Here is a 22,429-nt window from a genome sequence, read left to right on the forward strand (position 1 = left end):
CGCATCCCCCGAACGCCGTTCCGACTGTCCGGTCAGCTTGCGACCTCGACTTATGTGGAGGTCAACCGCGGGTGGGGTGGATGTGCGGCGGGTCACGTGGTGCTCCGGGGGCCGCCTGTCGGGGGCGAGGACGGTTGCGGGGTCGGGGCGAGGGTGCACTACGAGGCGGAAGCGGCGGACTTCAGGGCTTCGAGGAGTGCGGCCTCGCCACCGTCGAGGATGTTGTGCGGGGCGTCGACTTCCACGACGTGCCACGTCGGGTCGTCCTGGTAGGCGTCGCGGAACTGGGTGAACGGGCTGAACTCGGTGCCCTTGGCGAGCAGGTACCAGCGGTTGGTGATCTTGTCGACGGCACCGGTGATGCGCGGCCGTTGGATCAGGGACGCCAGCGGGTGGGCGAAGGCGCGGCTGTCGAAGAACGGCAGCGGGGCGATCGAGCGGCCGTCGTGGGCGGAACCGCTGATGTACCAGTCGCGCCAGTGGTCGTTCACCAGGTCCCACACGGACTGGCCGTCGCCGGGCACCAGGGCGTCCGCGTAGACCAGGCCGGCGACCTTCTCCGGCACGCGGTCGGCGACGGTGGTGATCACCATGCCGCCGTAGCTGTGGCCGGCCAGGACCACGTCGTCCAGGTCGTCGAGGAGCGCGAGGACCTCGGTGGTGTGGTCCTCCAGGTTGCCGTCCCGGGAGAGCGTCGGGGCGTGCACCTCGTGACCGAGGGCGCGCAGGTCCGCCGCGATCGGGTCGTAGTACCAGCCGCCGTGGCAGGCGCCGGGGATCAGCACGTATGTCGTCATGCGGCCGACGGTAGGCGACCTTTAGGACTTAGGATGTCCGCAATGAACATGCCCGCGCGGATGTTGCGACTGCTGTCACTCCTCCAGGGCCGGCGGGAGTGGACCGGCGGCGAGCTGGCGGACCGGCTCGGGGTGACCGACCGGACGGTGCGGCGCGACATCGAACGGTTGCGGGAGCTGGGTTATCCGGTCGCGGGCACCACCGGGACGGCCGGGGGCTACCGGTTGTCGTCCGGGACGGACCTGCCGCCGCTGCTGCTGGAGGACGACGAGGCGGTGGCCGTCGCGGTGGGGCTGCGCACGGCCGCCGGGGTGGCCGGCATCGACGAGAGCGCGGTCCGGGCGCTGGCGAAGCTGGAACAGGTGCTGCCGGACCGGTTGCGGCGGCGGATCAGGGCGGTGGGCACGGCCATCGCGCGGATCTCGCTGGGCGGCGGGCCGGTGTCCGACCCGGCGGCGCTGGGCGTGCTGGCGGCGGCGTGCCGGGACCGGGAGATGGTGCGGTTCACCCATCGCGGCGTCGAGCGGAAGGTGGAGCCGCGCAACCTCGTCACGGCGTTCCGGCAGTGGTACCTGCTGGCGTTCGACCCGTCCAGGCAGGACTGGCGGACGTTCCGGCTGGACCGGATCGGGATGCCGGTGCCGATCGGTCTCCGGTTTCCGGCGCGGGAGCTGCCGGAGGAGCCGGCCGCGTTCGTGGCACGGGCGTTGGCGAGTGCGCCGTACCGGTTCACGGCCACGGCGTTGGTGCGGGCTCCGGCGGACGTCGTGGAGGCGCGGTTGATGGTGGCGTTGCCGGGGAAGGTGGAGCCGGTGTCCGCGCGCACGTGCCGGGTGCACCTGCGCGCGAACACCATCGAGCCCATCGCGGCCGACCTGCTGTTGGTGGCGGCCGACTACACGCTGGACGCGTCCGGTGGAGTGCGGGAGGCGCTGGCCGCGGTCGCCGGGAAGCTCACCGGTACGCGTCCTGACCCGCCGGGCGCACCAGGATCTCGTTGACGTCCACAGTGGACGGCTGGGACACCGCGTACAGCACGGCCCTCGCCACGTCGGCGGGAGCCAGCTTCGGGTCGCCGAGCCTGGATGCCGGGATGCCGCCCGTGTCGGTCAGGCCGGGCTGGACCAGTGTCACGCGGACGCCCGTTCCGACGCACTCGGCGCGGATCGCCTGGGCGAGTCCGGTGACGGCCCACTTGGTGGCCGCGTACAGGTTGCCCGGCCGGACGCCCCGGCCGGCCGCCGAGCCGGTCAGCACCAGGTGGCCGCCGCTGCGCATCAGCGCGGGCAGCGCGGCCCGCGCGGTGAAGGCCGGCCCGCAGACGTTGGTGAGGACCATGTCGGTCCACTGCGAGGGCGGCGCGCCCTGCGAGGACGTGAACGAGGTGACGACGCTGGTGCCCGCGTTGGCGAACACCACGTCCAACCGCCCCCACTCCTCCTCGACCCGGCCGACCAGCGCGGCGAGCTGTTCCCACGCCCGCACGTCGCAGGCCGCCACCCACACCCGGTCCGGTCCGCCCAGCCGGGCAGCCGGTTCGGCCAGCTTGTCGACGTCCCGCGCGGTCAAGACCAGCCGATATCCCGCCTCGGCCGCCAGCTGCGCGGTGGCCAGCCCGATCCCGCGGGAAGCCCCCGTGATGAGGAATACCCCTTCGCCCATGTCGGCAGGTTACTGCTGGTTGGATCGGCGCACTGCGTTACACCGGTCAGAGGCAGCGTGGAGGCGATCAGCGGCGTAGTAGCCGCGGGCATCTCTGCTGATTGGGGAACACATGGCGCTGATCCCGGCCACCGCCGGGCCGGCCCGGCGGAAGATCGCGCGGAAGATCGCGCGGAAGTACCAGCGCGAGACGTGGTGGGCGGGTGGCAGGTGGTCGTCCTACATCGGCGTGGCCGACGCGGACGGCGTGGTGGAGCCGGCGGTGGAGGACGAGCCCGATCGCGTGGTCGAGGCGTACAGCGTCAACAAGGTCGCGGTGGCGGTCGCGGTGCTGGACAAGGTCGACCGCGGGTTGGTCACGCTGGATCAGCGGGTGGATGTGACGGCGTCGACCGTCATCCGGGACACGGACGGGATTTTCGCGCTGGACGGGGCTTATCCGTCGTCGGTGACCGTGGGACATGCGCTGGCCGCGTTGCTGACGGTGTCGGACAACACGGCGGTGCGGTTGTGCGGGCTGGTTTGTCCGGCGTCGGAGCTGAACGAGATCCTGCGCGGGAAGGGTTTCGCGCACACGCAGGTCGTGCCGGTGGCGAATCCGAACCGGTTCTTCTTGGGGACGACGACGGCTCGTGAGACGTTCGCGTTGTTGCAGGAGTTGGTGAAGGGTGAGTTGCTGTCGGAGACGTCTACGACTCATCTGTTGACGGTGTTGCGGTCGTTGACGTCGTTCACGGACGGAATTCGGTTGAACCTGTCTTCGGCGGAGCGGTTGAACGTTGCCACCAAGGCCGGGTGGTTCGCGGATGGGCGCAATGAGGCCGGGATCGTGTTCGATGCCTCGGGGCGGGCGGTGATCACTTACGCGTTGTTCGCTTCAGGGCGGTTCAGGGGGGATCAGGCGGGGAACGCCGAGAATTACAGCGCTACGCACCCGGCTTTGCGGGCTCGGGCTGGGTTGGGACGGACGTTGTATGACTCGGTGTTGAGGATTGGCACGTCGCGGCCTTGGGCGGGTGAGGATTAGCGCGTGGCGGGTCTGGGTGTTGGAGATTAGCGCGTGGCGGGTCTGGGTGTTGGAGATTAGCGCGTCGTGGGCTGGGTGTTGGAGATTAGCGCGTCGTGGGCTGGGTGGATGAGGCGGCGGGTTATCGGGGTTTCAGTGGGGGCTGAGGATGTCGTACCTGTGTGGTTGGGTGGTTGTCGGGGGGCGTTCTGATTGGGGGGACGCCTGCGAAGCGCGCGGTGGTGGGGATTTGCCTGCTTGAAGGGCGTCCTCGCCGGACGGGCAGACCGCCAAGGATCTCTCCAAAAGCCCTTCAAAGCTCTTCGAGCTTTGGAGGGCGGTGGTCTGCGTGTCCTCCCCGTATGGCCTGGTCGGAGACAACCACATGCGTCAAGGGCAGATCGTGAAGGCGGGTGCCGTGGTCGCGCGACCGATCTGCCCTTGACACATGCGGTTCGCTGGCGCGCAGGCCATACGGGGATGACACGCAGGGCAGAGGTGTGCGCGGGGCGCGCGGCCCGCAGAAGAGCGCGGGGTGCGCGGCCTGCGGAACAGCGCGGGGCGCGCGGCCGACTAGCAAGGTGCTCGTAAGGCGCAGCCGGCCGGCGGGGTGTGCGTGGGGGTACGAGCCGTGGGCGGGGTGTGTGGGAGGCGACGTCGCGTGATTGGGCGCGCTGGCCGACGCTCTGCTTGGGCTGCGCTGGTACGAACGGGGGTTGTGCGGGAGATCACCACGATCCGTGTATCTCGCAGGACTCTGTGTGGTCTTCTGTGGTGACGACATTCGGGGGAATGGGGTCGCGGGATGACCGAACTGCTGCACCTGCACGCTGAGCGGCGGGGTGTCCGGCCGCCGTTGCGGGGGTCGCGGGAGATCCAGGGGAATGTGCTGGCCGCCTTCAACAAGGACCACCAGCAGTTCCGGTTCGTCCGGTTCACCGACGGGCGGTTGGGGCGGACGTGGTTGGCTGCGATGTTGGGGCACATCTCGGTCACCGCTGACGTCGAGGACTTCAACGAGGCGTTCTCGTTGGGCCGGGCGATGTTCGGGGCTGATCCGCAGAGCCTGAAAGCCACCTGGACGAACCTCTCGCTGACACCCGCCGGGTTCGCCAAGCTGGCGGTGAACCCCGAGGCGGTCGAGCGGGACCTGCGGGTTCGGGATGCGGAGTTGGTCCAGGGTGCCGAGGCTCGCTGCGCGGTCAACGGGGACGACCCGGAGGAGTGGCGGTTCGGGCGGGACGCGCAGCAGATCCACGCCGTGGTGACGTTGGCGTCGGACACCGAGGAGCGGTTGCAGGCCGTCGACACGTTGCTCGACCTGCTGGACGACCTGCTCGGGGTCACGAAGGTCTACCAGGAGAACGCCGGGACGCTGCCCGGAGCGCACCGGGGGCGGGAGCACTTCGGGTACAAGGACGGGATCTCGCAGCCCGGGATCCGCGGCTTCCACGAAGAGGACCCGGACCGGAAAGGGCACCGGTTCGGGCACGCGGGGGCGTTGTTGGTCAACCCCGGCGAGTTCGTGTTCGGCTACCAGACCGAGCGCGGCGACGAGGACGGGCGGACCGCCCGGTGGTTGCGGGACGGGTCGATCCAGGTCATCCGTCGGCTCACCCAGGACGTGCGGGGGTGGGAGGAGGCCGTCGAGGAGCACGCCCGCGTCCTCGGCGTCACCTCCGACTCGATGGGGGCGATGCTGATCGGACGGCACAAGGACGGGCGGCCGTTGGCCTCGCCGGTCGACGAGGCGGCGGGGCTGGGGCCGGATCGCAACGACTTCGACTACGCGGACGACCCGCGCGGCCTGCTGACGCCCTGCCCGGCCCACGTCCGGAAGACCAACCCCCGGTCGTTCACGTTCCGCAACCCCCGTCAGCGGCGGATCCTGCGGCGGGGTATCCCGTTCGGTCCGCCGTACGAGCAGGACCCGCGGGCCGAGCGCGGGCTGCTGTTCGTGGCCCACTGCACGTCGATCCGCGAGCAGTTCGAGTTCCAGCAACGGGTCTGGGCCGGGAACCCGCACTTCGCCGGTGGCGAGGACGGCGCACCCACCGGCACCGACCCGGTGATCGGCGGTGCCGGTGAGGCACGGTTCGAGACGTCGGACGTCAAGGCCACGCTGACGTTCGAGAGGTACGTCCGCACGACGGGCGCGCTGTACGCCCTCGTCCCGTCGGTCAGCACGCTCCGGCTGCTGGCAGCGGGACGGGAGTTGCCCCGCTGAGCCCTGCTCGCCCCGGTCCGCAGGGGTGGGTGGCGCTGTCAGGGGCGGGTAGGAGGCCGGCCGTGGCCGCCGTCCACGACCGGTCTCCACGCCCGACAGCCGACTGTTGCCCTTGCCTCCCGGATGCGCCGACGTTCCAAGGCACTGCCATGCCGTAACTCTTCGGGCCGTGCCGGAGTAGGCGGCTGGGTGCCGGAGGTCCGGAGAGCGCTTTCAAGGTGCAGCTGGTCGACGCGCTGCGCGCGCACCGGGCACGGGCCCTGGTCATCGCGGGCAGCCGCACCACCGACCGGAACGCCGCGGGCAGGCTCGCCGAGGAGATCGCCGCGTTCACAGGTCAGGCGGACGGGTGGCGTGCGTGTCCCGGGCCAAGCTCGGCGTGGACACCGTGGTGCCCGCCAACCGGGCCGGTGCGCGGGCGCCGGCCCGCGCGCTCGCCGGGCTCGGCCACGAACGGTTCGCCGTGCTGGCCGGTCCGCCGGACCTGCTGGCGGCACGCGACCGGCCGGCCGGGTTCAAGGCGGGCCTGGCCGACGCGGGCGTGGCGCTGCCCGACGCCAACGTGGTGCACGGCGGGTTCACCAGGGACGGCGGGCACGCGTCCGTGGCCGACCTGCTCGCCGCCGAGACCGGACCACCTGCGTGTTCGTCGTGAACGACGTGATGGCCCCGGGCGCGGTGGCGGCGCTGCGGGAGCACGGCGTGCGGGTGCCCGACGACGTGTCCCTCGCGGGCTTCGACGACATCCCGACGCTGTGCGACCTCACACCCGGTCTGAGCACGGTCCGGCTGCCGCTGGGAGATGGGTGAACGGGCCGCGCGGCTGGTGCTGGACGAGGTGGGGCGCGCACCGCGCACGGTCCGGGTGACCGGCGAGGTGGTACTCAGGGCGAGCACTTCGTCACCGAGCGGAACCGGCCTGCGCCGACCCGCGTCGACTCTCTAAACTGGACCCGCAGTCCGACCACCCCGTCGAGGAGTGAGCCCTTCCGTGCGCGACGCGCGATCGCCTGGTCACAGTACCGAGCCGGGTCCGACACCCGGCTCCCCTCAAGACCCGGCCCCCGAACGGGGTGCCCGGTGACCGGAATCCTGCTCAGCCTGCTGGGCCTGGTCGCCGTCGTGGCGCTGACCATCGGCACGTTCATCGCGGTCGCGGCCGAGTTCTCGCTGACCGCGCTGGAGCGCAGCACGGTCGAGTCGCACGTCGCCGCGGTCGGTGACGCGAAGGCGCACACCGTCCAGAAGGCGCACCGGTCGCTGTCGTTCCAGCTGTCCGGCTCGCAGCTGGCGATCACGTTCACCACGCTGATCACCGGCTACATCGCCGAACCCGCGATCGCCGAACTGGTCTCCCCCGCGCTGTCCGGGCTCGGGGTGCCGGAGCCCGCGGTGGACCCGGTGGCGCTGATCATCGCGCTGGCCGTGGCGACCGCGCTGTCCATGGTGTTCGGCGAGCTGGTGCCGAAGAACCTGGCCATCGCCAAGCCGCTGGAGACCGCGCGGGCCGTCGCGGGCATCCAGGCCGGGTTCTCCGCGGTGTTCCGCTGGCTGATCACCGGCCTCAACGGCGCGGCGAACTGGCTGGTGCGCCGGCTGGGCGTGGAGCCGGCCGAGGAGCTGGCGTCCGCGCGGTCGCCGCAGGAGCTGGGCGCGCTGGTCCGCTCCAGCGCCGAGCACGGCACCATCGACGCGGGCACGGCGACCCTGCTGGACCGCTCGCTGCGGTTCGGCGACCGCACCGCCGACGAGCTGATGACGCCGCGCGTGCAGGTCGAGTCGCTGCCCGCGGACGCGACCGTGCTGGACCTGCTGGCCAAGGCCCGGGAGACCGGGTTCTCCCGGTTCCCGGTCTACAACGGCGACCTGGACGAGGTGCGCGGCATCGTGCACGTGAAGCAGGCGTTCAACGTGCCCCGCTCGCAACGCGCGACCACGCCGGTCTCGGCGCTGACCCGGCCGGTGCAGACCGTGCCGGAGACGCTGGAGGGCGACGCGCTGCTGGACCGGCTGCGCGCGTCCGGGTTGCAGACCGCGCTGGTGGTGGACGAGTACGGCGGCACCGCCGGCCTGGTCACCCTGGAGGACCTGGTCGAGGAGATCGTCGGCGACGTGCGCGACGAGCACGACCGGCGGGAGGGCGCGCCGGTCCGGCAGCTCGGCCGGGACCGGTGGATCATGTCCGGTCTGCTGCGCGACGACGAGGTGTTCGAGGCGACCGGGTTCCGGATGCCGTCGGGCGACTACGAGACGCTGGCCGGCCTGGTGCTGGCCCGGCTGGGGCGCATCCCGGACGTGGGTGACGAGATCAGGGTCGACGACTGGCGGATCACGGTGATGATGATGGACCGGCACCGGGTGGCCGAGCTGCGGGTCGAGTCCCCGTCGGCGGTGGCGCGGTGAGCATCCTGGTGATCTTCCTGCTGCTGGCGGGCAACGCGTTCTTCGTCGGCGCCGAGTTCGCCATCATCACCGCCCGGCGCGACCGCCTGGAGGGGTTGGCCGACCAGGGCAGCTCCCGGGCGCGCGTGGTGATCCGGGCGGGCCGTGAGCTGCCGTTGCTCATCGCGGGTGCCCAGCTCGGCATCACGCTGTGCTCGCTGGGCCTGGGCGCGCTGGGCGAACCGGCCGTGGCCTCGATCCTGGAGGGGCCGTTCAAGGTGCTGGGGCTGCCGGAGGCCGTGCTGCACGGGGTGGCGTTCGCGCTGGCGCTGGTGATCGTGGTGGCGCTGCACACCGTGCTGGGCGAGATGGTGCCGAAGAACCTGGCCATCGCCGGGCCGGAGCGCACCGCGCTGTGGCTGGTGCCCGCGCACTACTGGTTCTGCCGGCTGGTCGCGCCGCTGCTGCGCGGGTTCACCGTGGTCGCGACGGCCGTGCTGCGGCTGATGGGCGTGACGCCGAAGGAGGAGCTGGAGTCGGCGTACACCCGGGACGAGCTGGCGCTGCTGATCGCGCAGTCCCGGCAGGAAGGCCTGCTGGAGGACTCCGAGCACCGGCGGCTGGCGCAGACGCTGTCGTCCACCGAGCGGACCGTGGCGGACGTGCTGGTGCCGCTGGACCGGATCAGGTCGGTGTCCGCGCGGCCCACCATGGGCGAGGTGGAGGACGCCGTGTCGGCGACCGGGTTCTCCCGGTTCCCGGTGGCCGACGACGGGCGACTGGTCGGGTACCTGCACGTGAAGGACGTGCTGGACCTGGCGGACGCCGACCCGTCCACGCAGGTGCCGGGCAGTCGGATCCGGGGGCTGCCGGAGGTGCCGGTGAACGCGCGGCTGGACGAGGCGATGGCGGCCTTGCGCCGGGCCCAGAGCCACCTGGCGCGGGCGGTGGCGGCGGACGGGTCGGTGCTCGGCGTGGTGGCGCTGGAGGACTTGGTGGAGGAGTACGTGGGAACCGTGCGCGACGGCACTCACGTGCGACGGGAGCTGTAGTGATACTGGCCGCACAGGAGGCTTGACCTGGGCGAACGCCACCGAGGCCACCCCCTGAGCCACTGTGGCACAACTTGGCACCACGGAACGCTTGCCATGGCATCACGACACTGCCATAGTGATGCCATGGATCTGACGCCCTTCGTCGACAACCTCCGCCGCGAGCTCGCGATGGCCGCCGAGGCCATCGGCGAGGACGCCGGCACGCTCGCCCAGCGGCTGACCACCCAGGTCGAGTCCGCCACCCGGCTGACGCTGCTGGAAGCCCTGTCCGCGGCGGCGTCCGAGATCACCCGCGACCTGGCCCCCGGCTCGGTCGACGTGCGGCTGCGCGGCCGCGACCCCGAGTTCGTCGTGCTGACCCCGCCCGCCGAGCCGGCGTTCCAGGAGCGGCCCGACCCCACGCCGCCGCCACCGCCCGTCGACGACGACAGCGCCATGACGCGCATCAACCTCCGCCTCCCCGAGCACCTGAAGCTGCGGGTCGAGGAAGCCGCCGGCAAGACCGGCATCTCGGTCAACGCGTGGCTCGTCCGGGCCGCGTCCGCCGCGCTCGACGCGGGCGCGCGCCAGCCCACCCCCAACGTCGGCCAGCGCTACACCGGCTGGGTGCGCTAACCCTCCTACCAGCACCGACACCCGACACGCCCACTACCAGGGGACAGCCATGCCCGTTTTCGCCACGCCCGGCCCGATCACCGCCACGCTCGAACTGGTGATGGGCGAGACCCGGATCACCGCCGGCGACCGCACCGACACCGTGGTCGACGTCCGCCCCGCCAACCCGGACCGCACCGGTGACGTGAAGGCCGCCGAGCAGACCCGCGTCGACTTCCAGGACGGCCGGCTGGTCATCAAGACGAACAAGCTGCGCGGCATGTTCAGCTTCAAGGGCGGCGCGGTCGACATCACCATCGAGCTGCCCACCGGCTCCAGCGTGCGCGGCGACACCGCGCTGGGCAGCGTGTACGCCCAAGGGACGTTCGGCGACTTCCGGTTCAGGAGCGCCACCGGCGACATCTCGCTGGACCGGGCCGGGTCGACGCACCTGCACACCGCCATGGGCAACGTGAACCTCATCCACGCCACCGGGCACACCGACGTGCTGACCGGGTCCGGCCAGTTGCACGTCGAGCGCGTCGACGGCACCGCCGTGGTGCGCAACTCCAACGGCAACATCCGGGTCGGCACCGTCACCGGAGACCTGCGGGCGCAGAACGCCAACGGGGACATCGCGGTCACCCTGGCGCTGGCCGACGTCACCGCCAAGACCGCCAACGGCAGCGTCCGGTTGGACGAGGTGGTGCGCGGCACCGTGGTGCTGGAGACCGGCGCCGGCCGGCTGGAGGTCGGCATCCGCGCGGGCACCGCCGCGTGGCTGGACGTGCGCTCCGCGCTGGGCGCCGTGCAGAACGACCTGGAGGCCGCTTCGGCTCCCGATTCCGCCGTGGACACCGCAGAGGTCCGCGCGCGCACCGGCGTCGGCGACATCGTGATCCGCCGCGCCACCCCGACCGAGGAGGACGACTCATGACCAGCCTGGCCGAGCGGTGGGGCATCCACCCCGAGCACTTCTGGCTGCGCGGCGAACGCCCGGCCGAACCGGTCCGGTTCGACGAGGAGACCGGGACGTGGACCGTCTACGGGCACGAGGAGGCGTGCGCGGTCCTGGGCGACCCGAAGACGTTCTCCTCCGCGCACGTGAACGAGATCTTCCCGGTCCAGGTGGACGAGTCGATGCGCGCGGGCAACCTGCTCGACATGGACCCGCCCGACCACCGCAAGCTGCGCAACCTGGTGAGCAAGGCGTTCTCCGCGAAGGTGGTGGCCGACCTGGAGCCCCGGATCACCGCGCTCACCCACGAACTGCTCGACGCGGCGGTGGACGGCGACCGGCTCGAACTGGTCGACGGCCTGGCCTACCCGTTACCGGTGATCGTCATCGCGGAGCTGCTGGGTCTGCCCGTCGGCGACCGGGACCTGTTCCGGGGCTGGGTGGACGTCATGTTCTCGGAGAACGACCGGGTCTCCATGAACGACGACAAGGAGACGCTGGAGACCGAGTTCGCCGCCCAGGTGGAGGGCATGGCCCCGATGCTCGACTACCTTCGGGCGCACGCCGTCGAACGCCGGAAGAACCCGCGCGAGGACCTGATCAGCGGCCTGGTGCGGGCCGAGGTCGACGGGGAACGGCTCAACGACGACGAGGTCGTCAACTTCTCCACGGTGCTGCTGGTCGCCGGGCACGTCACCACGACCATGCTGCTGGGCAACACCGCGCTGTGCCTGGACGCCCATCCCGACCAGCGGGCGCGGCTGCGCGCCGACCCGTCGGCGGTGCCCGTGGCGATCGACGAGTCGCTGCGGTTCCTCACCCCGTTCTCGGCGCTGGCACGCGCCACGACCCGGGAGGTGGAGCTCGGCGGGAAGCGGATCCCGCCCGACCGGATGGTGATGGTCTGGCTCTCGGCGGCCAACCGGGATCCGCGGCGGTTCGCCGACGCCGACCGGTTCGACGCCACCCGCGACCCCAACCCGCACCTCGGCTTCGGCCGCGGCATCCACTTCTGCGTCGGCGCGCCGCTGGCCCGGCTGGAAGGCCGGATCGCCGTCGACATCCTGCTCGACCGGTTCCCGGACCTGCGCGTCGACCCGGAGCGGGCGCCGACGTTCATGCCGTCGCCGATGATGACGGGCGTGCGCTCGCTGCCGATGCGCGTCGCCTGATCTCCGCCACCACATCCTCTGAGGGGCAATCCATGACCATCTCGGCCTTTGGGCTGCGCAAGAACTTCGGCGACCACGTCGTGCTGGACGGCATCGACCTGGCGGTCCCGCAGGGTTCGGTGTTCTCGCTGCTCGGCCCGAACGGGGCGGGCAAGACCACCGCCGTGCAGATCCTGTCCACGCTGATCACCCCGGACGGCGGCGAGGCCCGGATCGGCGGCCACGACCTGCGGACCGATCCGGACGGGGTGCGTTCGGTGATCGGCGTGACCGGCCAGTTCTCCGCCGTCGACAGCCTGCTCACCGGCGAGGAGAACCTGCTGCTGATGGCCGACCTGCGGCACCTGCCCCGCCGGGAGGGCAGGCGGATCACCGCCGGGCTGCTCGAGCGGTTCGACCTGGAGGAGGCGGCGCGCAAGCCCGCGTCCACCTACTCCGGCGGTATGCGGCGACGGCTGGACCTGGCCATGACGCTGGTCGGCGGGCCGCGGGTGATCTTCCTGGACGAGCCCACCACCGGGCTCGACCCGCGCAGCCGGCACGGGCTGTGGCAGATCATCCGCGAACTGGTCGCCGCCGAGGGCGTGACCATCTTCCTCACCACCCAGTACCTGGAGGAGGCCGACCGCCTCGCCGACCGGATCGCGGTGCTCGACGGCGGGAAGCTGGTCGCCGAGGGCACCGCCGCCGAGCTCAAGCGCATGGTGCCGGGCGGGCACGTCAGCCTCCGGTTCAGCGACGCGCACGCCCTGGACGTGGCCGCCCGTGCGCTCGGCTCGACCAACCGGGACGACGACGCGCTGACGTTGCAGGTGCCCGGCGACGGTGGCGTGCGGTCGCTGCGCACCCTGCTGGACGAGCTGGACCGGGCCGCCATCGAGCCGGACGGCCTGACCGTGCACACCCCCGACCTGGACGACGTGTTCTTCGCCCTGACCGGGCGCCCCACCCTGGAGGGATCCCCGCGATGACCGCGATCACCCACACGGTGTCGGACTCGCTGACGATGCTGCGTCGCGACTTCCGACACCTCCAGCGCTACCCGGTGATGGCCATCAGCGGTCTGATCATGCCGGTCTTCATGATGCTGCTGTTCGTCTACGTGTTCGGCGGCGCGATGCTCACCACCGTCGGCGGCGGCAGCTACGTCGACTACCTGGTGCCCGGCATCCTGGTGATGGCGGTCGGCGCGGGGTCGGCCGGGACGGCGGTGAACGTCAACGTCGACATGACCGAGGGCGTCATCGCCCGGTTCCGCACCATGGCCATCGCCCGGGTGTCCGTGCTGACCGGGCAGGTGGTGGGCAGCATGATCCGCACCGCGGTCAGCCTCGCGCTGGTCGTCGGGGTTGCGCTGCTGATCGGGTTCCGGCCGCGGGCGACGTTCGGCGACTGGCTGCTCGCGATCGCCGTGCTGCTCATGCTGACGCTGGCGCTGACCTGGCTGGCCGTGGCGGGCGGGCTGGCCGCGAACAAGCCGGAGGGCGCGAACGGGTTCTCGCTGCCGTTCCAGTTCCTGCCGTTCATCAGCAGCGCGTTCGTGCCGACCGACTCGATGGCGCCGGGCCTGGCCTGGTTCGCGCAGCACCAGCCGTTCACGCCGATCATCGACACCCTGCGCGGGGTGCTCACCGGCACGCCGATCGGGAACAGCGGGTGGCTCGCCGTCGGCTGGTGCCTGCTCGCCACGCTGGGCGGCTACTTCTGGGCCCGCAAGCTCTACAACCGCGACCCGTCGCGCTGACCGGTCCGCGGTCCACTGTGGACGAGAGGGGTCGACGGCCCTGACCGGCCGGCACGGGGGACACCGGGCTACGGTGTCCCCCGTGGACCCGCGTGAGGACGAAGAGGACGACTTCGACCCCGAAGACGAAGACTTCGAGGACGACGAGGAAGAGGACGAGGACGACCTGTTCGGCGTGACCTCGGAGCCCCGCACGATCTGCCACCTGTGCGGTGGCGCGGGCTTCGTGGCGCACCCGACGTCCGCCGTCATCGGCGGGGTGCCCCGGACCGTGGACAACGGGCGCGAGTGCCCGCACTGCCGCGGCGCCCGCAAGTTCCCCGGCCTCGTCCCGCCCCTGTAGGACCCCGGTCCACCCGCCGGACGACTGCCCCCAACCGAACGTTCAGCGGCTCTTCCCGGCGGTCGGCTCGCCGACCGCGTCGCCTGCGGTGTCGGCCGCGGTTTCGTCTGCGGTGCCGGCCGCGGAGTCGTCGGGACGCTCGGCGACGACCCGCTCCGCGTCCGCGAAGGCGCGCGGCGACAGGCCGAGCCAGGCGACGGTCAGCGCGCCGATCTGGATCGCGGTGGCCGCCACCCACACCGCCCGCAGCCCGAACGCGGAGGCCACCAGACCTCCCGTCAACGCGCCGAGCGGGTTCATCCCCCACGCCAGCGCCCGGTGACTGGTCAGCACCCGCCCCAGCAGCCCGGCCGGGGTGAACCGCTGGCGGCTGGACTGCGAGCACACGTTCCACAGCATCACGATCGCCGACTGCGCGAACACCACGAACCCGATGGCCGCCGCCCACGGCGGCAGCACCGCGATCATCGCCTGCGTCACCACCATGCCGATCTGGGCGATCCGCATGGACCACGAGTACCCGATCCTCGCCACCACCCGGTGCACGAAGAACGCCGACGCCACCCACCCCGCCGCCATGCAGGTGAGCAGCACGCCGTACTGGACCGTCCCCAGGTGCAGGATCTCCAAGCTGTAGAGGGCGAACAGCGCCATGCCCGCGCTGGCCGAGAACGAACCCAACGCCACCGCGACCGTGATCGACAGCAGCAGCCGCGTCCTCACCAGGAACCGCAGCCCGTCCGCGATGTCCCGCAGCGGGTGCGACCGCGGCCGGACCACCACCTTGCCGGGCAGGCCCCTGGTCAGCACCACCGCCAGCAGCGCCGCCGCCACCGCCGCGATGGGCGCGCCGGACCCGACGCCCACCAGGAACCCGGCCGCCGGCGGCACCACGAACTGGACCGCGCCCCGGTCGATGAGCATCAGCCGCGTGTTGGCCGCCGCGAACCGGTCCGGCGGCACCACATCGGTCACCAGCGCCCCGGTGGTCCCGTCGCCGAGCACCTGCGCCGACGTCACGCAGAACGCCACCACCAGCAGCAGCGGCAGGCTCACCGCGCCCGCCACCCCAGCCACGGCCAGCACCAGCGCCGCACCCGCCTGCACCACGTAGGCCACCCCGAGCACGGTCGTGCGCCGCACCCGGTCGATCAGCACACCGGCGAACAACGAGAACAGCAGCCACGGCGCCTGCCCGACGATGTTGACCAACGACACCTGCACCGGATCATTCGTGATCGACAGCGCCACCAACGGCAACGCCGTCAGCATCAACCCCTCGGCAACCGAACCCGACACCGCGACGGCCTGCAGCCGCACCCACCCCCTGGACATGCCCGCAACCCTGCCAATCCGGTTGGCGAGCGCGAACTTTTTAGTGTGGGATAAAGCATGGCTCTCCGGTTCGCCGTATCGCCGCTGTGGGAGACCGTGGCCGCCCTGCGCGTGCTCGCCGCTCCCGGCTACTTCCCGGTCCACCAGCGCTGGGCCGCCTGGGCCGAGCGCAGGACGACCGACCTCGGCGAGGACCCCACGCTGCTGACCGCCCTGGTCACCATGCCGGTGGTGCCCGAGTTCCTGATCCCCACGCCCGGCATCCGGTCGATCGGCATGGACGAGGAGCTGCGCTGGCTGCCCAGGGTCGCCAAGCCCGCCCGCATCGCCGCCGCGCTGCCCGACGTGCCGCGCTTCCGCCCGCTGCTGGAGAACCACGCCGAAGCCCTGGCGCGGATCTGCGACCGCCTCGCCGCCGTCCACGACGCGATCATCGCCCCGGTCTGGTCGCGGCTCGAAGGCGTCCTGCAGGGCGACATCGAACGCCGGGGCCGCCGGCTGGTGGAAGCGGGCGGACCCACCGTGCTCGCCGAGCTGCACCAGGACGTCGGCTACGGCGACGCCGGCCTCGACGTGCACGGCGACCACGTGCCCGTCGGCAAGCGGGACCTGGTGCTGATCCCCTCCGCCTTCATCTGGCCGGACGTCTACCTGCGCAACAGCCCCGTCCGCCTCGCGCTCTGCTACCCCGCGCACGGCTTCGGCTCGCTGTGGGAACGCTCGGCCACCCCCGTCGACAACGCCCTCGCCCGCTTGATCGGCCCGACCCGCGCCCGCCTGCTGCGCGAGCTCGAACGCCCCAGCACGGTCTCCGAACTGGCCACCCGCCTGGGCGTCACGGTCGGCGCGGTCTCCCAGCACCTGAACGTCCTGCGCGCCACCGGCCTGGCGGTGAGCCGCCGCGAGGGCCGCGAGGTGGTCTCGCTGCGCACCGGCCTCGGGTTGGCGCTGGTGCGGGGGGAAGTACGGTAGGGGGGTGCGTGTCCTGCCCGAAGCCGAGTGGACCGCGCTCCGGGACGCCCACACCGAGCGCGTCCGCGCCTGGACGGTCCCGCACCACGAGCGCAGGGCGCGCGGAGAGAAGCACCCGGTGCTGGACTTCCTGTTCTCGTACTACTCGCACCGCCCGTCGCGGCTGGAGCGCTGGCACCCCGGGCCGAACGTCGTCCTCGCCGGCGACGCCGCGAAGGAGTACCTGCGCCGGCCCGCGTACAAGCAGACCGACGACGGTGTGACGCTGGACGTCGAGGCCTTCGCCCGGGAACGCGCGAGCACCGTCGAGTTCGTGCACCGGCTGCTCACCGCCACCGCCTCCCGCGCCCCGCGCCTGGGCTGCTTCGGCCTGCACGAGTGGGCGATGGTCTACCGGTCCGACCGGGTGCGGCACGAGGCGTGGCCGTTGCGGCTGGGTGGTGCGGGCACGGACGCCGTGGTGGAAGCGCAGAAGGTCCAGTGCAGCCACTTCGACGCGTTCAGGTTCTTCACGCCCGAGGCGCGTCCGCTGAACGTCGTCCAGCCCACCCGGGAGACGCAGGTCCGCATGGAGCAGCCGGGCTGCCTGCACGTGTCCATGGACCTGTTCAAGTGGTGCTACAAGCTCGATCCGGCCACGCCGTCGGACCTGATGGCGGACTGCTTCGAACTCGCTCTCGCGGTCCGCGAACTCGACATGCGCGCCAGCCCTTACGATTTGCGCGCACTCGGTTACCCGCCGGTGCCGATCGAGACCGCCGATGGACGCGCCGAATACGTGCGGCGACAGAGCGCGTTCGCCGAAGCCGCCGCACCGCTGCGGATTGCGCTAATCGAGCTCACCCGGACTTTTCTCGCGCCTCCCGTCACCTTCGGATAACACAACGTCACTTCACCCGTTCCCCAGACTTCACCTGTTAGCGTGACGCCGGTCGGGATTCGCCAGCCGTAGTCGACGTTGAGAGGGAAGACGATGTCTCGACATCGCGCGCTGCGGACGAAGGTGCGGCGCGGAATCGCCACGTGGCCCGTCGCGATCGTCGGCGTGGTCGCCCTGCTGGTCCTCGGGTACCTCGCCTGGACGTGGGTGGGCGGTGTCGTGGAACGCCGGGCGGAAGCCCAGGCCGGTGACTGCCGGGAGGGCGAAGCGCTGCTGCGGATCGCCGCGACGCCCAGTGTCGCCGAAGCGGTGCGGCACGTCGCCGAGTCGTGGAGCGAGCAGCGCCCGGTCGTCTACGACCACTGCATCCGGGTCGAGGTGCAGTCCATCGACTCCGAGGTCGTGCTCCAGGGCCTGACCCAGGGCTGGGACGAGGCCAAGATCGGCGAACGCCCGCACGCGTGGGTCACCGACTCGATGCTGTGGGCGAACCGGCTCGCCGCGCAGAACCGCGCGCTGCTGGGCGCGCAGCCGGTGTCCATCGCGGCCAGCCCGGTGCTGCTGGCGCTGCCCCAGGAGGGCGCGCAGGCGTTGCAGGCGGGCGTCGGGTTCCGCTGGACGGACCTGCCGGAGGTGACGTCGGCGGCGGGCGGCTGGACCCGGCTCGGCAAGCCGGAGTGGGGCGACTTCAAGGTCGCCATGCCCGACCCGGCCACGAACGCGGCGACCGCGATGGCGATCCAGTCCGCGCTGGCCGGTGCGAGCCCGGACGGCAAGGGCCCGGTGACCACCGACGTGCTGGCGCTGGACCCGGTCAAGGCCACCCTGGGCAGGCTCACCGCGTCCAAGCCCGCGCAGACACCCGCCACCACGTGGGGCGCGTTGTCGCTGCTGGCCGACAAGCCGGCGGTCAACGGGCCGGGCTTCAGCGCGGTGCCGGTGTTCGAGGTCGACCTGTACCGGCACAACACCGGGAAGGACAGCGGCACGCCGCCGTTGCAGCCGCTCTACGGGGTGGCGCCGGGCGGTCCGTCCCCGGTCGCGGACTTCCCGTTCGTGCCGCTCGCGGGCGACTGGGTGGGCGAGGCGCAGGTGCGGGCGTCGCAGGAGTTCCGGGAGTTCCTGCTGGAGGCCGAGCAGCAGAAGGCGCTGGCCGTGGCGGGCCTGCGGGTGGACGCGACCACCGAGCGGCCCAAGCCGTCGCCGGGCATCCGCTGGGCGACCATGACCGACAAGCTGGTGCCCGCCGACGCCAACACCACCCAGCAGATCTCCGCCGCGTGGGCGACCGCCGACGACGGCCAGGTGGTCACCGTGCTGGTGGACACGTCCAAGTCGATGGAGGAGCCCGGCGGCGACGGCAAGTCGCGCATGACCTGGGTGAAGGACGCGCTGTCCGGTCAGGTCAACCGGTCGGTGTCGGGCTCGCTGGGGCTGTGGGAGTTCTCCCGGTCGCTGGACGGCGAGAAGCCCTACCGGCAGCTGGTGGCCACCGGACCGGTCACCGGGCAGAAGCAGCAGCTGCTGGACGGGGTGGGCGCCCTGCGCCCGCAGAGCGCGACCCAGCTCTACACCAGCCTGGTGGCGCTGTACTCGAAGACGCTGGAGAACTACCAGCCGGGCAAGCGGAACCGGATCATCGTGCTCACCGACGGGGCCAACGACGGCGGGCTGACGTTCGACCAGCTGAAGGCGGAGCTGAAGGGGCTCAAGCAGGAGGGCAAGGACATCGCGATCAGCGTGCTGGCCATCGGCCCGGCCCCGGAGCGGCAGCCGCTGGGCGAACTCACCCGGTCGACGGGCGGGACGCTGTCGGTGGTGGACGACGGGCGCGGGGTGGACGCGGCGCTGGCGCAGCTGCTGTCGGCCTGAAGCCCGTCCGGTCGGCCACGGAGTCGCCGCGGTGGCGCCGACCGGTGCGGCACACGCGGTGCACGACCGCCTCCGGCCTGCCCGGATGCAGCCACCCGGGCTATTGAGAGCCGAAGCCGCGGCAGGTGTACTGCTGCGGGAGGTGCGGGGTTGGGGGAAGTACCAGACGGACCGGTCGTCAACCACGTCCAAGACGTCCACGGCAACGTCGTGCAGGCCCGCGACATCTACGGCGACGTCCACTTCGGACCACCACCGCCGTTCCGGATCGAGCCGTGGTCGGCCGTCCCGACCCCGCTGCCCGCCGTCCCCCACCGGCAGCCCAGCCTGCTGCTGAACGCGGCCGGGCGGGTGGTGCCGTTCGGCGGGCGGGCCGGTGAGCTGCGCGAGCTGGCCTCGTGGCGGGACGCCAACCCGAGGCTGTCGGTGCTCCTGCTGCACGGGCCGGGCGGGCAGGGCAAGACCCGGCTCGCCGCCCGGTTCGCCGAGCTGTCCGGCGACGCCGGGTGGGCGGTGTTCGCGGCCCGCGACTCCCCCGGCTCGGCGGCGAAGCCCGCCGGAGACGTGCTGGTGCTGGTGGACTACGCCGACCGCTGGCCGTACCGGCACCTGGCCGCGCTGCTGGAGGGCCTGGCGGACCGGGACGGCCGCGCCCGCGTGCTGCTGATCGCCCGCACGGCCGGCTGGTGGCAGGCCGTCGCGGGCAAGGCGGAGAACCTGGGCTGGCAGGTCGACGCGCTCCCCCTGGACGCCCTCGCCGAGCACGACCGCGCACCGGCCTTCACCACGGCCCGCGACCGCTTCGGCGAGGTGCTGGGCGCGCCGACGTCCGACGGGCCCCCGACGTCGCTGTCCGGCCGCGCCTTCGGTTCCGTGCTCACCCTGCACATGGCCGCGCTGGTCACCGTCATGGAGGCCCGCGAGCGCACGACCGGCGTGCCCACCGACCCCGAGGGCATGGCCGCCTACCTGCTGCGCCGCGAACACCGCGGCTGGCGCGAACTGGCCGAGCGGGACGGCTTCCGGACCGACCCGGCCGACCTGCAGCGCGTGGTGGCCGCCGCGGTCCTGGCCGGCCCCGTCCCGGGGCACCGGGGCGAGGCGCTGCTCGACGGCCTGCGACTCCCCTCGTCCGCGAGCACCCTGCGCGACCACCGCTCGTGCTACCCGCCGCACAACCCGACCGAGGTCCTCGAACCGCTCTACCCCGACCGGCTCGCGGAGGACTTCCTGGCCCTGCTGCTGCCCGGCCACCGGGCCCGCGGCTTCGACGCCGAACCGTGGACCCCGACCCTGCTCACCGCCCTGGCGGCGCTCGAACTGGACGGCACACCGGCCAACCGCCGCACCCTCACCGTGCTCACCGCCGCCGCCGAGCGCTGGCCGCACGTCGTGCCCCGGATCGCCGACCTGCTGCACGCCCACCCCGAGGTCGCCGTCCGCGAGGGCGGCGCCGCACTCGAAGCCCTGGCCGCGACGCCGGTCGACGACGCCGCACTGCGAGCCGTGGAGTCGACCTTCCCACCCGGTTCCGACGTGGACCTGGACGTCGGCATGGCCGCCGTCACCGAACGCGTCACGACCGACGACCCCCTCCGGCTACAGGTCCTCGGCAGGCGACTCGCCAACGCCGGCCGCCTCGAAGACGCCGTGCGGGCCGCCTGGCGGGCGCTCCCGGACCTGGGCGACCCCACCGAAGCCCTCGCCGACCTCGGCCGGTGGCTGACCGCGCTGGGCCACCGCGAACAAGGACTGGCCTGCACCCGCCGCGCCGAGGCCACCGCCGGACCGGGGCGTGCCCCGACCACGCCGACGGTCCACCCGACCGGAGCCGGACCGCAGCAGGCACTGGCCGCCGCCCGGGAAGCGGTCGCGGTCAACCAGGACCTCGTCCGCCGCAACTCCCGCGCCCACCGCCCCGCACTGGCCCGCTCGCTGGTCACGTTCAGCGCGTTGGCCCACGACCGGGCAGCGGCCGAAGAAGCCGTCGTCCGGTACCGCGAACTGGTCTCGGAGCACCCCAAGGCGCACCGGCCGGCGCTCGCCGACGCCCTGGCCAACCTCGGCCACCTGACCGGCGACGCCCAGCCGCTGGAGGAGGCGGTGGCGATCTACCGGCGGCTCGCCGCCGTCGACCCGCTCACCCACGAACGGGAACTCGCCTCGGCCGTGGCCCGGCTGGAGGCCCTGAAACCCGGTTCACAGCGGTGGTACCGGCGCACCGGGCGGTCCGTCGACACCGACGCGCTGTTCCGGCGCGGCGTCCGGTACGCCGAGGAGGGCAAGCACCGCAAAGCCAGGCGCCACTACCGGAAGGCCGCCCGGTCGGGGCACGCCTACGCCATGGTCGACCTCGGCCGGCTGGTCGTCGGGTCACGTCCGGCGGAAGCGGAACGCCGGTGGCGCGAAGCCGTCGACCACGGCGTCACGGCCGCCCTGTTCGACCTCGGCGCGCTGTGCGAACGGCAGGGCCGGCTCGCCGAGGCGAAGGACTGGTACCACCGGGGCGCGCTGGCGGGTGCGCCGAACGCGATGATCCGCCTGGCCGGCCTGCTCGTCCGGCAGGGCGACGAGCACGCGGCCGAGGAGTGGTACCGCGAAGTCGCCGGACTGGGCGACGTCGAGGGCGACTACGGTCTCGGCGCGCTGCTCGACGACCAGGGCACCCCGGACAAGGCCGAACCGAGCCTCACCAGGGCCGCCGAGTCCGGTCACCTGGACGCGATGGTCCGGCTCGGCGACCTCAAAGCACGCGGGGGCGACCACCGGACCGCGCGCGACTGGTACCGGCGAGCCGCCGTCGTGGGCCACGCCGAAGCCGGGGAACGGCTCGCCGGAGGCCCTCCGTCGGGTCCGCCCGACCAGCACCCGCTGACCCGCGAGGCACGGCGGCTGGACATCCCGACGTTCGACTTCAGCGCCGACGGGGCGTTCGACCTGGCCGCCGCGCTCCTCGACCAGCGCACCGGCGAGCTGGTGGAGGCGGGCGACCTGGCCGGGGCGATCGAGGTCTACCGCGAGGAGGCGAACGGCTACCTCAGACTGCTGGGCGGCGACGTCGTCCCGCCGAGCCCGCGGGTCGCGGGCACCATCACGTTCCACCTCGCCGGCGCGTTCACCCGCATGGGCTCGCTGCACGGCCGCCTGCGGCAGTCCGAACCGGCCCTGGCGCACACCGCCGCGGCCGTCGCCCTGTTGCGCCGGTTCGGCCGGGCGGAGCTGCGCGTCCGGTCGTCCCTCGCGCAGGCGCTGCGGATCTACGCGGCGGTGCGGCTCGCCGCCGGCACCGAGCTGGACGAGGCGGGCGCGGCGGCGGACGAAGCCGTCGGGCTGTTCACCGAGCTGGAGGACGAAGCGCCCGACGTGTTCACCGGGGAGGCCCTGCTCGCCCGTCAGACGCTCGACCTCTGCCGACGACCGCACCGGTAG

Annotated in this window: 20 protein-coding genes; 17 read left to right on the forward strand and 3 right to left on the reverse strand. The window is 72.5% G+C overall.

Annotated features, from left to right (window positions below; genetic code table 11):
• Nucleotides 1-158: 158 nt before the first annotated feature.
• On the reverse strand, nucleotides 159-797 hold the full coding sequence (locus FHS29_RS28740; RefSeq protein WP_184695896.1) for an alpha/beta fold hydrolase: 639 nt from the start codon (nucleotides 795-797) through the stop codon (nucleotides 159-161).
• Between the two features lie 42 nt (nucleotides 798-839).
• Between FHS29_RS28740 and FHS29_RS28745 the strand changes: the two genes are divergently transcribed.
• Nucleotides 840-1,799, forward strand: coding sequence for a helix-turn-helix transcriptional regulator (locus FHS29_RS28745; protein WP_184695898.1), 960 nt, complete (start codon nucleotides 840-842; stop codon nucleotides 1,797-1,799).
• Here the strand turns inward: FHS29_RS28745 and FHS29_RS28750 are convergent.
• On the reverse strand, nucleotides 1,753-2,460 hold the full coding sequence (locus FHS29_RS28750) for an SDR family oxidoreductase (RefSeq protein WP_184695900.1): 708 nt from the start codon (nucleotides 2,458-2,460) through the stop codon (nucleotides 1,753-1,755). The two genes, FHS29_RS28745 and FHS29_RS28750, sit on opposite strands and share 47 nt — an antisense overlap.
• Before the next feature lie 229 nt (nucleotides 2,461-2,689).
• On the opposite strand from FHS29_RS28750, the gene FHS29_RS28755 reads away from it, so the two are divergent.
• From FHS29_RS28755 to FHS29_RS28805, 12 genes are all read left to right on the forward strand, one after another.
• Nucleotides 2,690-3,487, forward strand: a complete 798-nt coding sequence (locus tag FHS29_RS28755) for a serine hydrolase (protein ID WP_312865142.1) — start codon at nucleotides 2,690-2,692, stop codon at nucleotides 3,485-3,487.
• A gap of 784 nt (nucleotides 3,488-4,271) precedes the next feature.
• Nucleotides 4,272-5,693 (forward strand): Dyp-type peroxidase, encoded by a 1,422-nt coding sequence (locus tag FHS29_RS28760; RefSeq protein ID WP_184695904.1) that lies wholly within the window; start codon nucleotides 4,272-4,274, stop codon nucleotides 5,691-5,693.
• Between the two features lie 358 nt (nucleotides 5,694-6,051).
• Entirely contained in the window at nucleotides 6,052-6,348 is a 297-nt protein-coding gene (locus FHS29_RS38680) for a hypothetical protein (RefSeq protein WP_512700870.1), read from the forward strand.
• Nucleotides 6,336-6,503: a substrate-binding domain-containing protein gene (locus tag FHS29_RS38685; RefSeq protein WP_221456753.1), complete on the forward strand. Its 168-nt coding sequence runs from the start codon at nucleotides 6,336-6,338 to the stop codon at nucleotides 6,501-6,503. Before FHS29_RS38680 ends, FHS29_RS38685 begins: the two co-directional genes overlap by 13 nt.
• A gap of 270 nt (nucleotides 6,504-6,773) precedes the next feature.
• Nucleotides 6,774-8,096: a hemolysin family protein gene (locus FHS29_RS28770; RefSeq protein ID WP_184695906.1), complete on the forward strand. Its 1,323-nt coding sequence runs from the start codon at nucleotides 6,774-6,776 to the stop codon at nucleotides 8,094-8,096.
• On the forward strand, nucleotides 8,093-9,127 hold the full coding sequence (locus tag FHS29_RS28775; RefSeq protein ID WP_184695909.1) for a hemolysin family protein: 1,035 nt from the start codon (nucleotides 8,093-8,095) through the stop codon (nucleotides 9,125-9,127). The genes FHS29_RS28770 and FHS29_RS28775 overlap by 4 nt, the downstream gene beginning before the upstream one ends.
• 126 nt (nucleotides 9,128-9,253) lie before the next feature.
• A complete protein-coding gene (locus FHS29_RS28780) occupies nucleotides 9,254-9,745 on the forward strand; it encodes a toxin-antitoxin system HicB family antitoxin (protein ID WP_184695911.1) in 492 nt (163 codons plus the stop codon).
• 49 nt (nucleotides 9,746-9,794) lie between these two features.
• The gene (locus FHS29_RS28785) at nucleotides 9,795-10,661 is read left to right on the forward strand and encodes a DUF4097 family beta strand repeat-containing protein (protein ID WP_184695913.1); all 867 of its coding nucleotides are present in this window, start codon (nucleotides 9,795-9,797) and stop codon (nucleotides 10,659-10,661) included.
• Complete coding sequence (locus FHS29_RS28790; RefSeq protein WP_184695915.1) at nucleotides 10,658-11,854, forward strand: cytochrome P450; 1,197 nt, start codon at nucleotides 10,658-10,660, stop codon at nucleotides 11,852-11,854. The genes FHS29_RS28785 and FHS29_RS28790 overlap by 4 nt, the downstream gene beginning before the upstream one ends.
• A 32-nt stretch (nucleotides 11,855-11,886) precedes the next feature.
• Nucleotides 11,887-12,825, forward strand: coding sequence for an ATP-binding cassette domain-containing protein (locus tag FHS29_RS28795; RefSeq protein WP_184695917.1), 939 nt, complete (start codon nucleotides 11,887-11,889; stop codon nucleotides 12,823-12,825).
• Nucleotides 12,822-13,598, forward strand: a complete 777-nt coding sequence (locus FHS29_RS28800; RefSeq protein ID WP_184695919.1) for an ABC transporter permease — start codon at nucleotides 12,822-12,824, stop codon at nucleotides 13,596-13,598. Before FHS29_RS28795 ends, FHS29_RS28800 begins: the two co-directional genes overlap by 4 nt.
• Before the next feature lie 82 nt (nucleotides 13,599-13,680).
• Nucleotides 13,681-13,941 carry a hypothetical protein gene (locus tag FHS29_RS28805; protein WP_184696180.1) on the forward strand — a complete coding sequence of 87 codons (261 nt, stop codon included), beginning with the start codon at nucleotides 13,681-13,683 and terminating at the stop codon, nucleotides 13,939-13,941.
• 42 nt (nucleotides 13,942-13,983) lie between these two features.
• On the opposite strand, the gene FHS29_RS28810 is transcribed toward FHS29_RS28805, so the two are convergent.
• A complete protein-coding gene (locus FHS29_RS28810; protein ID WP_184695921.1) occupies nucleotides 13,984-15,276 on the reverse strand; it encodes an MFS transporter in 1,293 nt (430 codons plus the stop codon).
• A gap of 57 nt (nucleotides 15,277-15,333) precedes the next feature.
• On the opposite strand from FHS29_RS28810, the gene FHS29_RS28815 reads away from it, so the two are divergent.
• The 4 genes from FHS29_RS28815 (at nucleotide 15,334) to FHS29_RS28830 (ending at nucleotide 22,429) form a co-directional block, all read left to right on the forward strand.
• Complete coding sequence (locus tag FHS29_RS28815; RefSeq protein ID WP_184695923.1) at nucleotides 15,334-16,248, forward strand: ArsR/SmtB family transcription factor; 915 nt, start codon at nucleotides 15,334-15,336, stop codon at nucleotides 16,246-16,248.
• A 4-nt stretch (nucleotides 16,249-16,252) separates the two neighbouring features.
• The gene (locus FHS29_RS28820) at nucleotides 16,253-17,128 is read left to right on the forward strand and encodes a 3-methyladenine DNA glycosylase (protein WP_184695925.1); all 876 of its coding nucleotides are present in this window, start codon (nucleotides 16,253-16,255) and stop codon (nucleotides 17,126-17,128) included.
• 93 nt (nucleotides 17,129-17,221) lie between these two features.
• On the forward strand, nucleotides 17,222-19,000 hold the full coding sequence (locus FHS29_RS28825; protein ID WP_184695927.1) for a VWA domain-containing protein: 1,779 nt from the start codon (nucleotides 17,222-17,224) through the stop codon (nucleotides 18,998-19,000).
• Nucleotides 19,001-19,150: 150 nt separating this feature from the next.
• The gene (locus FHS29_RS28830) at nucleotides 19,151-22,429 is read left to right on the forward strand and encodes a hypothetical protein (RefSeq protein ID WP_184695929.1); all 3,279 of its coding nucleotides are present in this window, start codon (nucleotides 19,151-19,153) and stop codon (nucleotides 22,427-22,429) included.

The sequence above is a fragment of the Saccharothrix tamanrassetensis genome (genome assembly GCF_014203665.1).
Taxonomy (GTDB): Bacteria; Actinomycetota; Actinomycetes; order Mycobacteriales; family Pseudonocardiaceae; genus Actinosynnema; species Actinosynnema tamanrassetense.